Raw genomic sequence first — 14,855 nt, 5'->3', positions numbered from 1 at the left:
GAAAAATCAGCTAATAAGGAGTAAAGGAAATCTATGAAGGTTGTTAAAGAGGAAATTGGAAGATTGCTCAATCAACCTATTTCCGCTTACACATTGAAAAACGACAATGGTATGGAAATTACCTGTCTAGATTATGGTTGTATTATTTCTGCTATTAAGGTTCCTGACCGCAATGGTCATATCGAAAATATTGTTCTTGGTTTTGATCAGCTTGATGACTATCGCAAATGGTCGCTTTATTTTGGAAACGTCATTGGACGAGTTGCAGGAAGAATAAAAGGGGCCGAGTTTGAGTTAAATTCAAAGACTTATGTATTGCCCAATAACGAGAACAGGAATCATCTTCATGGCGGAGAACGTGGATTTCATAATGTCGTTTGGAAGGCAAAAATGATTCAAATTGAGGGGACAGCTGGTGTACAATTTTCGTATTTCAGCCCCGACGATGAAGAAGGGTATCCAGGTAATTTACATGTCAAGGTAACTTACCTGTTAACTAATCAGAATGAGTTGGTCATTTCCTATCATGGAACGACAGATGAAGATACCCTTCTAAATCTAACCAATCATTCCTACTTTAATTTAAGTGGAAATATGAAGCGGGATATTCTAGAACATTCGCTTACATTAAATAGTTCTAGTTTCCTAGAACTTGATTCTGAATTCATTCCTACTGGAAGTTTTTTAAATGTTGATCAGACCCCTTTTGATTTCCGGAATGGAAGAATGCTGAAGGATGGTGTTCTATCAAGTCATCCGCAAAATAAACTAGTTGGATCTGGCTATGATCATCCTTTTATATTAAATGGCGATCATCCTATTTGTTTGATGGATCATGAGAGTGGTAGATGCTTAACAGTTGCAACTGATCAAGCTGCGGTTGTTCTGTATACAGGTAACCAGATCCCAAGTGGTTTTTCGATTCAAGGTGTAAAATCTCGAAAATATCTTGGTGTTTGCTTAGAAACACAAGGATTGCCGGATGCGATCCACCATACCCATTTTCCATCTATTGTGCTTAAAAAGGGTGATGAATATCATGCTAAAACAACCTATACCTTTAGTGTTATGAAATAAAATCGTGGGAGATGTGATCTATAATGAAAACCATTTTTACAGAAAATGCACCTAAGGCAATTGGTCCTTATTCACAAGGTGTCAAAGTGGGAAATCTTCTTTTTCTTTCAGGACAAATTCCAATTGACCCTGCAACAGGTAATGTCGTAGAAAATGATATAAATCTTCAAACACAACAAGTGATGAAAAACATCCAAGCTATCTTGGAAAGTGAAGAACTCACACTAAACCATATTGTGAAATCAACCATTTTTGTAAAAGATATGAGTCAATTTGCAACGATAAATGAAGAATACGGTAAGGCATTGGGAGACCATCGTCCTGCCCGCTCCACAGTCGAAATCAGCCGACTTCCTAAAGATGTATTGATTGAAATTGAGGTAATTGCAAGTACAGAAAAATAAGTTGTTTGGAATTATTCCTAACACTTATTTAGGCAATGGGGGTCTGGCTATAGGTCATACCCCCATTGCACTGAAACTAGGAGACAAGAAGACAATATCTAATTTCTGTTTTCTACTCTGCATTTTGATAAGTTATTCTATTACTTTCAACATCAATGGCATGGCTTTTTCTACTGTGCCGCCGTGAAATTTGAGTTAAATATCTTTTCCCCATACTTACATCAAAAGCGCATAAATGCACCTCCTGTACATACTGTAGAATCCCTCCCATTCCTTATCAATTCCCTATTCTTATAACCGTCCCCATGCCTCTCATAATGAAGCATGAGAACCGTCCGAGATTACTGAGAAACACTCTCTACTATGGCTTCTTAAAGACAAAACCGCCTCGGTCAAGGGTGAAATATGGGTGAAATATCTTTAAGCGGGCTTCTGAAAGAGGCGGAAGTGTCCGAACCTTCTTAAGGTGTTTTTTCAGTGGTCTAGAACCATCCCCATGCATCACCAGAATGATGCACAAGAACCGTCCCCATGCTTCATAATGGGAAAAATTCACTAAGTGTTGGGCAAGTTGACAGGTGCGGGGGTTGTTTTTGTATCTATTAAGCTAGGTAAATGGAATGATTTTTAGGGGGACTTTTTGAGGGGGTTGAGGAGATGCGTGTCAGAATACCTATTATTCTATTTATAAAACTTGGGTTGACATGATTTTAGACTCATTTGCTAATTTTCCCAATAACAACCAAACTATCAATTACCAAATCTAACCAATTAACCTACCAACATTCGACAACAAAACGAGCTGTAAACGCTTATTTTTAAGGTAGCACCGAAGTAATGACAAAGAGTGTGCGAAGAAAGGAGGGCGGCAAGTTACTTTAAGAAGGAAAATACTTAGGAGGTAAGTGGATGAAAAGAAGGAAAAAACGTATTTTCTCAATTCTATTAACCGCGATCCTGATGCTGCCGATGCTGCTCCAGCCGAACATGAATGCTGTGGCAGCGACGAAAGGTGCCAGCACATCCGCAAAGGATGCACTTCCAACACCGCAGCAAAAAGTAAGTAAATCCTTAGCAAAGCAATTCGAAGCAGAAGACAAAGTTACCTTCTTGATCAAAATGAAAGAGCAAGTGGATACCGCAAAGGTGGCCAAGGATACGGAGAAACAGGCAAAACTCCAGAAGGCCACACCGGCTAAGACGAAATCGTTGAAACGGAACACAATTGTTTCCGAGCTGAAAGCAACAGCACAGGAATCGCAGGCTGACTTGATCGCCTACCTGGAAGAGCAGGTCAAAGCCGGCAACGCCAAGGATGTCCAATCCTTCTTCGTGGTCAATGCGATTGCCGTCACAGCCACACAGGAAGTTATGGAAAAAGCAGCCGCCTTCATGGAGGTTGAAAAAATCCTGCCGAACGAAACCAGACAATTGTTCGTTCCGGAAAAATCATCCGCGGCCGGAACAGCCGTTCAGGAACCGCAAGCCGCCACAACCGGCATCGAATGGAATATTGATCGGGTCGGCGCACCAAGAGTGTGGGAAATGGGGATTGACGGGAGCGGCACGGTCATCGGTTCAATCGATACCGGCGTTCAGTGGGACCACCCGGCATTAAAGGAAAAATACCGCGGCTATAACTCTGCCACAGGCCAATCAGATCACACTTACAGCTGGCTTGACGCGGTCAGAGGCCAAGCAACACCATATGACGATCAAGGGCACGGCACCCATACTATGGGAACCATGGTCGGAGCCGATCCAAGCGGGCAGAATGTTATTGGCGTTGCGCCAGGTGCGAAGTGGATTGCGGTAAAAGCATTCACAGCCGCGGGCGGGACAGATGCTGATTTATTGGAAGCAGGCCAGTGGATGATGAATCCTGGAGGCGACCCAGACAAAGCGCCGGACGTCATCAATAATTCATGGGGCGGCGGGCCGGGCCTTGACGAGTGGTACCGTCCGATGGTGCAGGCTTGGGTAGCAGCTGAAATTTTTCCAGAATTCTCTGCAGGAAATACGACGCTGAGCAATCCGGGCGGACCAGGGTCTGTGGCGAATCCGGCCAACTATCCGGAGTCGTTCGCGACAGGGGCTACCGATATCAACAACAAACTCGGAAGCTTCTCTTTACTGGGACCATCTCCATACGGGGAAATCAAACCGGAAATAACCGCACCGGGTGTGAACATTCGTTCATCCGTTCCGGGCAGCGGCTATGAAGGCGGCTGGAATGGCACATCAATGGCAGGACCGCACGTCTCGGCAGCTGTTGCGTTGCTGAAGCAGGCCAATGCCAGCTTAACCGTCGCTGATTTGGAGCAAATTTTACAGACGACCGCGATTCCGTTAACGGACGGCACCTATCCAACGTCGCCAAACAACGGCTATGGGTCGGGGTTATTGAATGCGTATGATGCAGTTTCTTCAGTGGTCTCCGGATTGGGAAAATTGAAGGGACAGGTAACAAAAGATGGGGACGACAGTGAAGCACCGGTGTTAACGCATTCCCAACCTGCCACGGTTTTCGCAGGAATGCCGCTAACGTTAGAAGCTTCGGCTGCCGACAATATCAGTGTAACAGATGTATCCTTCCAATATCAAAAACAAGATGGCACTTGGGCTAATGCCGCTGTAGAGCGCACGGCCGGTGATTACAAAAATGGCACCTACCGCGCGACCCTCCCTGGGGCCGACGTTGCCGTCGGTAACCTTGTCTACAAATGGAAAGCGGTCGACTTTGGCGGAAATGAAACCGTCAGCGAGCACACCGTAACAGTTGTTCCTGGAATCACCGTCGGGTATGTAGCCGATTTTGAAAGCAATCCGGATGGCTGGACTTCCTATGGCGCCATGAATTCCTGGCAGTGGGGCGTCCCGACGAACGGACCTAGGGCTGCTTATTCCGGCGAAAAAGTCTATGCGACCAACCTGACTGGCAATTACGACAGCCGCGCCAACGCGAACCTGCAAATGCCGCCGATCGATTTGCCGGAAGGAAACAGCTACCTGCAATTCAAGCAATGGTATGAACTCGAGCGCAACTATGATTACGGCCATGTGTTTGTCTCGACAGACGGCGTCAACTGGGTGCAAAAGCTCCGCGTCAACAACCTGTCGAATGGCTGGATTGACGGCGAGGTCAACCTCAGCGAGTACGCCGGTCAACGCATCTACATTGCGTTCAACCTCACCACTGATGGCAGCGTGGTGAAGCAAGGCTGGTATATCGATGATGTCAAGCTGACCAATACAGCGCTGGCTGCCCCTGCTTCTTTGGAAAAAGAAGACCCTGTGGCCGATACTGCCGGTGACACTGGTGAGGCAGCTGTGGCGGCGGATTCGGTAAAAACAGCTGAGGGAGATTCCGCGAAACAAGAGGGTGCTGCAGAAGCAGATTCCGCGAAAAAAGAGCAAGTCGATCCTGACAAGATTACCGTCGTGATGCCTGAAGCAGACAAGGCAGCCGCGTCCGACATGACAGCCGCCCCAATGGCACTGCCGATGCAGGCACAGGTGACCGTCCTCGAGTCGGGCCGTTCCGTGACGACCAACCCGGCAAACGGCAGCTTCGAGATGACGCATGCATCCGGAACCTATACCGTTAAGGCCGAGGCTTATGGGTTTGCGACTCAGACCAAGTCTGTCACGATTGACAATGACAGTACCGCGACCGCTAACTTTAACCTTCAGGAATTGGCAAAGGGCACCGTTTCCGGTACCATCACCAATCAAACAACCGGGCAGCCTGTTGCCGGTGCAACGGTATATCTAGTGGAAGACGCAAAAATTGCCCCAGTACAAACCGATGCAAATGGACATTTTTCAATTACGGCTTATGAAGGCGATTACACGCTGAAAATCGTTGCCCCGCATTATTATAGCCAGGAGACAACGATTCAACTGAAAGGAAACTTTGAACAGAACATTGCGCTTAAGCCATTCATCGGTTTCCGCGGTGAAATCGGCTATGATGACGGCACGGCGGAAAATGCCCGCGCGTTTTACGATGCCGGCAATGGCTGGGCCGTGAAAATGTCGCTGGCAGAGGGCCACAAAAAAGCATTGGTGACCGGAGGATTATTCCGCTTCTGGACATCCGAATGGCCGGTTCCGGGCGGCACAGCCTTTAAGGTTGCCGTTTACGATGCATCAGGCCCTGATGGTGCGCCTGGCAAGAAGCTGGCTGGACCGTTTGATGCGTCGGCACTACGCAATGGCCAGTGGACGCATGTCGATTTAAGCAGCCATGGCATCCTCGTGGAAGGCGATTTCTATTTGGTTTATATCCAAGCTGATATCAATACGAAGTCCCCTGGTTTGGCGACAGACGAGAATGGAAAAAATGCCAAGCGCAGCTGGCAGCTGGTCAGCGGCGGCTGGGCACCGTCCCCTGAAGCTGAAGGAAACTATATGATTCGCGCTGTCGTCGATTATGAAGTTACAGCGCCAACGATTACCGCGCCGGTTGATGGAACGTTCACCAATAGTGAAACGGTCACGGTAACAGGCGAAGTAGCACCGACGACGAAGGTTCATATTTTTAACAAAGGAACAGAGGTGGCTGTCGTTGATGCCCAGGATAATGGCACATACGCGGTCGATGTGAAGCTGGCTGCTGGTGAGAACCAATTGACCGCCAAGGCGTCCACTGAGCAGGGGATGACGGATGCTTCGGCACTGGTCAACATTATTTATGACGCCGCCCCGCCGGAATTGACGATCGGCACCCCGGCTGATGGCAGTAAGTTAAATTCCGAAACTGTTACCGTCAGCGGCACTGTTGCAGATGACCACCTGTATTTAGTGCTGGTGAACGGAGCAACGGCGAAGGTTCAGGATGGCAAGTATTCCGCCCGTATCATGCTGGAGGAAGGCGTTAATCAGATTTCTGTGGTGGCCAAGGATAAAGCAGGCAACACGACAGAAAAGTCGGTGAGTGTCGATGTGGACTACACGGCGCCGCAGATTCAAAATCTGAAGCCAGATGCAGATAAGGAATTGAAGAAAGGCGAAAGCGTGAAGATTGAGTTCACAAGCGAGCCGGGCTTAAAGGCTTCCTTCACGATTCAAATGCCGTTGACACAACTGACCGGCCAGCTCCAGGCTTCCAACGCGACTGAACTTCCTATGATGGAGGTGTCACCAGGTAATTACGCCGGCTACTACACCGCCACCAAAGACATGAAAGCCGCCGGAGCCGTCGTCGAAGTCAAAGCCGTCGATACGTACGGCAACGAATCTCGAAAAACCGCCGACGGCAAACTCTATATTAACGAAAAGATAAAGAAAACGAATAAGTAAGTGCCATGTGAGCGTCATAACTAATCCAACGAACCACCTTCTAGGTGGTTCGCTTTTTTTGCTGGTGCGAGAGGGGGTGGTTCTTGTCCGTGGTTCCTGGCACCCACAAAAGAAACGGAATTTGATTCAAAGCAGCTAAAGAGAGAAGTGTTGACAGCACTTCTTTTTTTATATCTTTCTATTATCTGAAAATACCCCTATTTTTCACAAATATAATGATAATGCGGTCACGTCTCCTTTAAAGTAAGTACTGAGGGTGTCGAGTACTTTTTTATCTGCTTCCTGTAAATGTTATATTTTCTAGTTTAATGTTTGCGTGTGTGCTCAGGTATCTATTGATGGTATCTATATTATATTTTGAAGACGATCTAAATAATTGGTTTGTAAAGGAGTGATTGTTAGTCAAGGCATCGATTGTATCTATTATTAGTTCGTGAACTAAAGAATGATAGGCATAATCAAACTGTAGTGCTTCTATTTTTTGGTTATTGGTACTAAATTTATTATTGTAAACTATTTTACTTTGGCTTGTGAGCGAAGGCATTTGTTGTTTCTTTCTATTTTGTATCCCTACTATTTCCTCTTCAACCTGGCTAAAGCTTGGTATTCTTTTTTCATTAAACATTCTCTCTAAAATTTTTAGCATTTCCTTTTCCATTTCAGTAAAGTAAGTAACATTATTAATAAGGACATCTATGTAATCATTGGAATTATTAGTACGTTGCCGTTTTGTTAATAAGATCTGATTGATTTGAGTTTGTTGTTGATAACTATTAATACGTCCAGCTAGTTGGCTGTATAATTGACCAATTAGTTTATTCGTTTCATCATTGAAATCAGGTGTATTCCTCTGATTTTGAGAATAACTAGTTGCTGGCTTACTACCCTGTTTCTGGTTATTATCTTTGCTGCCAAATAAAGACGTAAAAAACCCCATGACTTATTCCCCCAAATATTAAGTAAATTCATATTAATTATATAGGAATAAAATCCTGATTAGTAGAGTTTTGGTATGAATTCCGATGCACGTTACGCCCGAATTATTCAACAGAACTCTAATTTGAATTATTTGAATCTTTCTTTTATATCAATCGCTTGGATGGATAACTGAAGAACTCTAGTAGAATGAGTATCAATACAAAAGTATTTCTGATTAGTAAGGTCGACCAAAGATAGTTTTCGTTTGAATAAACAGAAGCACCGGTATCGCGGGAAATGAAGTTGCATGCAAGGAAGGTTTCTGTGTCTCAATTATATGAATATATTCAGGAAAAATATACTAGAAAACTAAGAAACCCACATTACGCTCTTACCAATTTTTAATAAAATCTATTATCGATTTAATCATCCATCTTAATCTAATTATTGTATAATAGTTAAAAAGTCCCAAATTTCTTATTGCGTTCAGGGCATCCTAGCAAAAGACTTGTTAATGGAGGATTCATCTTGCAAAGCGAATACGTTAATTATTTTCTATCTCATCTAATTGTTGCGGATGAAAAAATAGATGAACAACAGTTGCTATTTTTTCGAGATTTATTAGATCTGCTTGACCTGTCAGAATCAGAAGAAAAAGAAATGGATAAAATTTTATCCAATGATGACGATAAAAAATCCTTTGATGAAATTGTTGAAAAACTAAAGGGAGAAAACCAACGAAAATGGCAGGAGGTTGCCCTGGAAGCAGGAGCGGCAATTGCTGTTTGCACTGGATACCTCTACGATGAGGGACCTTTATTGCTTGATAAGGCTAGGGAATTATGGGGAATCAGTCAGGAGAGGTATGAAGAGCTAAAAAGCAATGTATATGAGTTAATCTCACTAGCTACACAAAAATCAAGTAATAAGCGGAAAATGTATAGTGGAACGCTTGCGGATACAAATCTTTTCAAAATAACAGATGTGATTCAGAAATGGTATTCCGAGAGCGGCAGCCATCGCATGGAACAGTTGAATGACCAGACCATGCTTAACGGTCGGGGGGAATATAAGAATGCGATTGAATATTGCAAGGCCATTGCTAAAGAAGACTTTGCGTATGCTTCCCCCATACTTGACGAACATTTGCAGACTCTACTGGAAGTTTCACGTCTGATTCATGCTATTTTACCGAATATTGGTGAGAAGGAAACCGATGAGTTTAATGTAAAACAAACGATTACAGATTTGGAACAACAAATTTCTAAAATTATTGATGTTCAACTAAAGGAAGTAAGTCGATCCCTTAAAAAGAAAAAACAGGCGATGAATTACTTTACCATCTCTTTCATGGGTAAAACTAAGGCTGGCAAAAGCACTTTGCATGCTGTGATTACCGGCAGGGGCAAAGACGCCATAGGTGTCGGTAAACAACGAACCACAAGATACAATCGTATTTACACGTGGAGAAATATCAGAATTATTGATACACCGGGAATTGGAGCTCCAGGCGGAAAAAGTGATGAAGAGATTGCAAAAAGTATTATTGATGAGAGTGACGTGATTTGTTATCTTGTCAAAAATGATAGTGTTCAACCTGCTGAGTTCAAATTTTTAAAAGGGATTAAAGAAAAAAACAAGCCGATTGTCATCCTGTTAAACGTAAAGGAGAATTTGGACCATCCAGCCAAATTAAAGCGATTCTTGGCTGAACCTGAATTTATTTACGAAAGAAAGGATGCCAAATCGTTAGACGGCCATATCAATAGGATTCGGAGATATGCAGAGGAGCATTATCAAAACAGCACGTTTGACATCATTCCGGTTCAGTTATATGCGGCGCTTCTCTCCAAGAAAGAGTCCTTTTCAAAAGAGGAACAACGAAAGCTATATGATGGGAGTCACATTGAGAAATTTTTAAATGCGCTGCAGTTATCGGTTATTGAAGATGGACATATTCGCCGTTCACAGACGATACTGGATGGTCTTATTTATCCAGTTCACGAAACCAATTGTATTTTTCAGCAAAACATGGAGGCCTTACAATCCATGTTGAATAAACTGAAACGGTTTAAGACGGCTAATCATAAAAAATTAAAGGAAATCGGCGAGTCTTATCAAAAGCGAATTGGCCAAACCGTTGACCAAGAGTTTGCTAAGCTGGAGGATAAGATCAGTCCTTTTGCCACAAATAATTATCATCGGAAACAGGCTGAACTCGAGAGGGAATGGAGTAAAGTTGTTCAGTCAGTTGGGCTGGAGAAAAGCTTGGAGTCAAAGCTGGATGGGATTTTTTCTAGTTATGCATCAGATATTGAGCAGCATTTAAAGGAATTGGTCGAAGATCTTTCCTACACGGGCCAAAGGCTGAACCGTGGGTTTGATGTTAATTTGCCAAATTTGTTTGATGCCAAGAGGTTTTTCGCCTATTTTGCCGGAATAGGAGGCATTCTTGTCCTCTTTTCCGGTCCAATCGGCTGGATTGGCTGGGGCATTGTTGCTGTCGGGACCGTTTTGGGTTTCTTTTTCAAATCAAAAAAGAAAAAAATACAAGAGGTGATTGATAAGTTAACCAAGGGGTTAACAGGCAGTGTCACCAGGCAGAAGCTAGAAGTGAAATCCTCCACGATTAAACAGTTTCAAAAGAAGCATGGCGAGCTGTTTTCAACTATTGACGCCTATCAAAACACGTTGATATCAAGCTTGGAAAAGATTATATACGTTTTATCAGGGGCACAAGCGATGGTCCAGCATCAGGAAATGAAGCTAAATAAGGCCTACGCCTATCGGTTGTTATTTGCTCAGGAACCGCGCCATAGAGATTTGGTGCCGTTAAATGATAAGGAAATCAACAAATGGGTCACGGATGTCGAACGAACTTTTGGCAAGAGGTTTTTCATTCAAACTCCTAAAATCATTGATCGAGAATTTCAAGAGGCATTAGCTCAAAAAATCCAAGAGCATGTCATTATTGAATCTATTAGCAGGGAAAGGGTCGAGGTACATTGAATTCAAATTATTCGTTATTAATCGAAGAGGTTGGCCAGCGATTTATCCAAATATCAGGGGATTCCGTGCAGCTGCTGCAGAGCCAAGGAACTCCTTATGAAACGTACGCAGAGAGCATTGAGAAAGTGATGGGTGCTGTAAAAGAGGACTCGTTAATTAAAGTGGCCCTTGTCGGTCAGTATAGTGCTGGTAAATCGACGATTATCTCGGCATTGACCGGCAATAAGGATATAAAAATTGATGCAGATATTGCGACTGATGTTCCTGAAGATTATGATTGGAACGGCGTGATTCTTACTGACACACCAGGACTGTATACGGAAAGAAAAGACCATGATGCCCGCACCTATGAGGCCATTAAAGTATCCGATTTACTGCTTTATGTATTAACAAGTGATTTGTTTGATGATATTGTTTTGGAGAATTTCGTGAAACTTGCCTATGAAGATGCCTATCGCAGCAAAATGATGTTAGTAGTCAATAAGATGTCAATGGAACAAGGGGAATTTGCAGAATTAAGAAGCAACTACTTAGAAACATTAAAAACTTCCTTGATGCCTCATGATTTGGGGGAATTTAGCCCTGTCTTTATAGATGCGGCGGATTATATTGAAGGTGTGGAAGATGATTTTCAAGAGTTATTAGAATCCAGTCACTTCGATGAGCTAGTTACAGCCATTAATGGGTTTGTCCATGAAAAGGGATTATTGGGAAAAATGGATACGCCGATTAGGCAGGTTGTCTCCGAAATCGGAAAGGCGCTGACGGAAAATAGTACAGAAGGTTCCAGAGAGTTCTTCTTACTACTTGAGAGGATTGAAAACAGAGTAAAGAAAAGTATTGAAAAATCGCAAAATAACCTCAATATTATTACGAGTGATATGCGTTCTGCAATTGTAACGCTCGGAAATCAGTTAACATCCTTGATTGGCGGGGAAAACGTCGACTTTGAAGGGGAGCAGAAAAAGGTTGAGACGGAAATCAGGCAACTGATTGAAGATGCGAATAACCGATTAGAAGATATGCTTAAGGCTGAGAGAGAAGAATTGACGGAACAAATCGAGGATATTTTGAATAGTGATTTGGCCGATTCCTTTTTCAGCAGTGTAGAAATTGATACTGCCCATATTAAAGGAGGAAATGTAGATATGACCGACATTTCCAATCTTCAAAAAAACTTTAAGGCAATTAACAATATTGTTGAAAAAGCAACAGGAGGAATCCTTAAGTTTTCTAACAATGCTGCGGGTGGATTTGTGAAATCTTCGGCAATGAGGGGTTCGGATTTACATAAAGGCATTTATCAGGTAGGTAAGTTTTTTGGCCATTCTTTTAAACCATGGCAGGCTGTGAATGCAGCAAAATTCCTGACGAACGTGGCGAAAGTGGCCGGTCCGGTTCTGGCTATCGCCGGAGTCTTGCTGGAAATCACAGGCCATGTGAAAGAAGAGCAAAACCTGCGTAAGGTATTGCAAGCCAAAAATGAATGCTCCAGTTCATTTGTGGCGCTAGCCAAATCAACCCAGGAACAGTTCCAAAAACAATTCGATGAATACAAGAACAACTCCTATAACGTTGTGTTAGAAGAAATATCAAACCAACGGAAAGAAGCGCAAACCCAAAACCAAAGTACATTGGCCTTTCACCACCATCTACAGGGGAACCTTGAGGAGTTAGAGAGTTTGATTAAGAGGTTGGCGATGTAGGAGTTGCCAAGGGGGCGGTTCTGATGGATTTTTGTAGCTTGACTTCTGGGCAGTCAAGCATCACTTCGTGCACCTAAAAAATAATAGAAAATCCAACTATAAGTAACAGAGGGAAAATGTGTATGTGGATTTTGAACACCTTTAGAATTAGAAATTTGAAAGGGATACAGATTTCGCTTGTAATAGGACCTTTAACTGCGATTACCTATGGTTTCACATATATGTATTATTGGGCCTATAACCGGCATTATAAATTGCCGGCGGACTTTGTTGAAATTAATATTAATCGGCTTTCGGAAACATTACTATTAATTATTGGAATTGCGGTCATCATTCTTATGGCAATTGGATTAAACATTTTGTTTTTTAAAATGGCTGATAGACTAAAAGAAGATTCATCTTTATTCAAGAAGAGAGTCGGGACTTTGTTAATGCATCTGCCTCTGCCACATATTTCATTGTTTTGTCTACTCCTTTTAGGAGGATTTATATTTAACTCCGGCAGAGTTTTAAATGCGATAATCCCAATTGGAATTTTTCTTGTCTTGTTTTATTTTAAAAAATATATAACAGCTGTTGTTACTTTATTGGCTGGTATGATTGTTATTACCTATTCTCTAGGAACAGCGAATGCGGCCGGTCAGTTTGAACATTTATTGATTAAAGATGGTAAAGAGACCTTGGTAGTGGTAAACACATATGACGATAATTATATTGCTGCACCAGTCGATTTAAAGAGAAAGTTAATTACCCCTGAATTTGAATTTATTGAAATGGATAATCCGGTGATTACTACAAAGTTAACAAATACAGGGTTACTTTATGTAAGAGACTATTCGAAAAATCTCATGGACCCCGATGCTCCAGATCGGATGGATGATTATTATGACGAGTTGCTTCGAAATAAATTTAAAGATATGTTTTCTTTTTTACATATTCCTACTGGTCCTGCTGAGAACAATAGATAATGGGTGAACTCATGTTAGAAAAGCTAAGAGAATATTTTAAGACAAATTTTGATGTTGCGATTGTAATTGCCCCCTTAACTGCTGTTAGTTATGGAATTACCTATACATATGAATGTTCCTATAACCATTTCTTTAGATTGAATTCTAGTTATATTGATATAACGATTACTTCCTTGACCAAAACGATGCTCTTACTCATCACGTTTCTATTTCTAGCTTTTTTGATTATTTATATCGAAGATAAGCTCCATAAAAGCTTAAACAATCGATTTAAATTTTTCCATTTTTTGGCCCAGTCAAAATATGGGTTAGTGTTAAGATGGTCTTTCGTTTTATTCATTATTATTTTTTTTCAAAAAGTTTCTTTGATTGTCCTATTTCTTATAATCTTATTAATTGTCACTCTTGGACATTTTAAAAAGTATAAAACTGCTATTGCTGCCTCATTAATAGGTTTATTTATTTTCGCGTATGTGTTTGGCTCGGAAGCCGCAAGCGACAAAAGGGATTTTTTAATAATTGAAGAGGGTTCTAAAAATCTTGTTGTTTTAAATGTCTATAAAAATCAATACATCACAGCCCCTGTAGACTTTAAAACCCAAACGATTAGCCCGGAATTTCAAATCATTAAATTAACAAGTACTCGTAACAAAGAAATTTTGAGGTCTAAATATGTCCATACAGGAAAACTATCGATGAACTATTATTCAATCGATCTCGTTAACCCCAATTCTGTTGCGCATAAGACTTTAATACAGAAACTAAAGGAATTCTGGACAACAAGGGAAATGTATTTTTAATTAGGGGATTGGTGCCTGTCACCACCAGAATTTTATCGAAGATTGATAGAGTTGAATGACCCCTACTCAATGGGTTCTTTATTAAATTGAAAAGCCAACTGCCCAGTAGGAAGATTCTCTCCTTCCGATTCATATTTTAAAAGAGGCCGGTTTCGCAAAAGAATCCGGCCTCCCCTTTAACCTATTGATTAGATTTACCCTGCAAATTCGATACCAAACTATTAAACAATTTCATACTCCGCTATATTGCGGACGATCACTCTAGCGCATTTTGCAGCAACATATCTGCCGCTGGCTGATGTAAATACATCCGCAGCAATGATCTGTGCCATCGCTTGTTTGACAGTAGCCAGCCTCATCAACCGGTTCCTTCGGATTGTCCACTGCAATACGGGCAGTCTTGCCAAACTCCGTACCAAACATCAATTCCAATGTCTTTGCCATCTCATTAACCTCCTTTCTTTGAGGCATGGGGACGGTTCTTTTGTTTCAAATAAGGAAGGGAAAGAAGGATTATGCTCTGAGGATTATGAGGGGAATTGGGAAGTCATTTTTTTAACCGCTTTTACAAAGTAGTGATTGGATATTTGGGTACTTTGGAATGTAATAATTGCCCTTAGGGATACGGTGTAGACTTCCACTACATCGGCTATAGCATCAAGTCATTGT

9 protein-coding genes are annotated in these 14,855 nt (G+C 42.1%); 7 read left to right on the top strand and 2 right to left on the bottom strand.

Going from position 1 to position 14,855, the window contains the following annotated elements; genetic code table 11:
• The first annotated feature begins 33 nt into the window (after positions 1-33).
• The 3 genes from QNN06_RS29335 to QNN06_RS29325 all read left to right on the top strand — a co-directional run bounded on the left by QNN06_RS29335 (position 34) and on the right by QNN06_RS29325 (position 6,785).
• Complete coding sequence (locus QNN06_RS29335) at positions 34-1,077, top strand: aldose epimerase family protein (RefSeq protein WP_217032792.1); 1,044 nt, start codon at positions 34-36, stop codon at positions 1,075-1,077.
• 23 nt (positions 1,078-1,100) lie between these two features.
• Complete coding sequence (locus QNN06_RS29330; RefSeq protein ID WP_254124370.1) at positions 1,101-1,481, top strand: RidA family protein; 381 nt, start codon at positions 1,101-1,103, stop codon at positions 1,479-1,481.
• Positions 1,482-2,390: 909 nt separating this feature from the next.
• The gene (locus QNN06_RS29325; protein WP_284036571.1) at positions 2,391-6,785 is read left to right on the top strand and encodes a S8 family serine peptidase; all 4,395 of its coding nucleotides are present in this window, start codon (positions 2,391-2,393) and stop codon (positions 6,783-6,785) included.
• Positions 6,786-7,056: 271 nt separating this feature from the next.
• On the opposite strand, the gene QNN06_RS29320 is transcribed toward QNN06_RS29325, so the two are convergent.
• On the bottom strand, positions 7,057-7,722 hold the full coding sequence (locus QNN06_RS29320; RefSeq protein WP_284036570.1) for a hypothetical protein: 666 nt from the start codon (positions 7,720-7,722) through the stop codon (positions 7,057-7,059).
• A gap of 509 nt (positions 7,723-8,231) precedes the next feature.
• Here QNN06_RS29320 and QNN06_RS29315 point away from each other — a divergent pair.
• The 4 genes from QNN06_RS29315 (at position 8,232) to QNN06_RS29300 (ending at position 14,186) form a co-directional block, all read left to right on the top strand.
• Complete coding sequence (locus tag QNN06_RS29315; protein WP_284036569.1) at positions 8,232-10,712, top strand: GTPase; 2,481 nt, start codon at positions 8,232-8,234, stop codon at positions 10,710-10,712.
• Entirely contained in the window at positions 10,709-12,418 is a 1,710-nt protein-coding gene (locus QNN06_RS29310; protein ID WP_284036568.1) for a GTPase, read from the top strand. The genes QNN06_RS29315 and QNN06_RS29310 overlap by 4 nt, the downstream gene beginning before the upstream one ends.
• Before the next feature lie 122 nt (positions 12,419-12,540).
• The gene (locus tag QNN06_RS29305; RefSeq protein ID WP_284036567.1) at positions 12,541-13,386 is read left to right on the top strand and encodes a hypothetical protein; all 846 of its coding nucleotides are present in this window, start codon (positions 12,541-12,543) and stop codon (positions 13,384-13,386) included.
• Between the two features lie 11 nt (positions 13,387-13,397).
• Complete coding sequence (locus QNN06_RS29300; protein WP_284036566.1) at positions 13,398-14,186, top strand: hypothetical protein; 789 nt, start codon at positions 13,398-13,400, stop codon at positions 14,184-14,186.
• 221 nt (positions 14,187-14,407) lie between these two features.
• Here the strand turns inward: QNN06_RS29300 and QNN06_RS31300 are convergent, their stop codons facing one another.
• Positions 14,408-14,518, bottom strand: a complete 111-nt coding sequence (locus tag QNN06_RS31300) for a DUF2922 family protein (RefSeq protein WP_349654924.1) — start codon at positions 14,516-14,518, stop codon at positions 14,408-14,410.
• Positions 14,519-14,855: the final 337 nt, after the last annotated feature.

This window comes from Neobacillus sp. 114, assembly GCF_030127045.1.
Classification (GTDB): Bacteria; Bacillota; Bacilli; order Bacillales; family Cytobacillaceae; genus Neobacillus; species Neobacillus rhizophilus.
The sequence above is the reverse complement of the archived record's forward strand: the minus strand, read 5'-3'. Positions and strand labels throughout refer to the sequence as shown.

Coding starts and splice junctions, on each gene's coding strand:
- QNN06_RS29335 (WP_217032792.1), top strand. CDS start 34: ATGAAGGTTGTTAAAGAGGAAATTGGAAGATTGCTCAATCAACCTATT.
- QNN06_RS29330 (WP_254124370.1), top strand. CDS start 1,101: ATGAAAACCATTTTTACAGAAAATGCACCTAAGGCAATTGGTCCTTAT.
- QNN06_RS29325 (WP_284036571.1), top strand. CDS start 2,391: ATGAAAAGAAGGAAAAAACGTATTTTCTCAATTCTATTAACCGCGATC.
- QNN06_RS29320 (WP_284036570.1), bottom strand. CDS start 7,722: ATGGGGTTTTTTACGTCTTTATTTGGCAGCAAAGATAATAACCAGAAA.
- QNN06_RS29305 (WP_284036567.1), top strand. CDS start 12,541: ATGTGGATTTTGAACACCTTTAGAATTAGAAATTTGAAAGGGATACAG.
- QNN06_RS29300 (WP_284036566.1), top strand. CDS start 13,398: ATGTTAGAAAAGCTAAGAGAATATTTTAAGACAAATTTTGATGTTGCG.
- QNN06_RS31300 (WP_349654924.1), bottom strand. CDS start 14,518: ATGGCACAGATCATTGCTGCGGATGTATTTACATCAGCCAGCGGCAGA.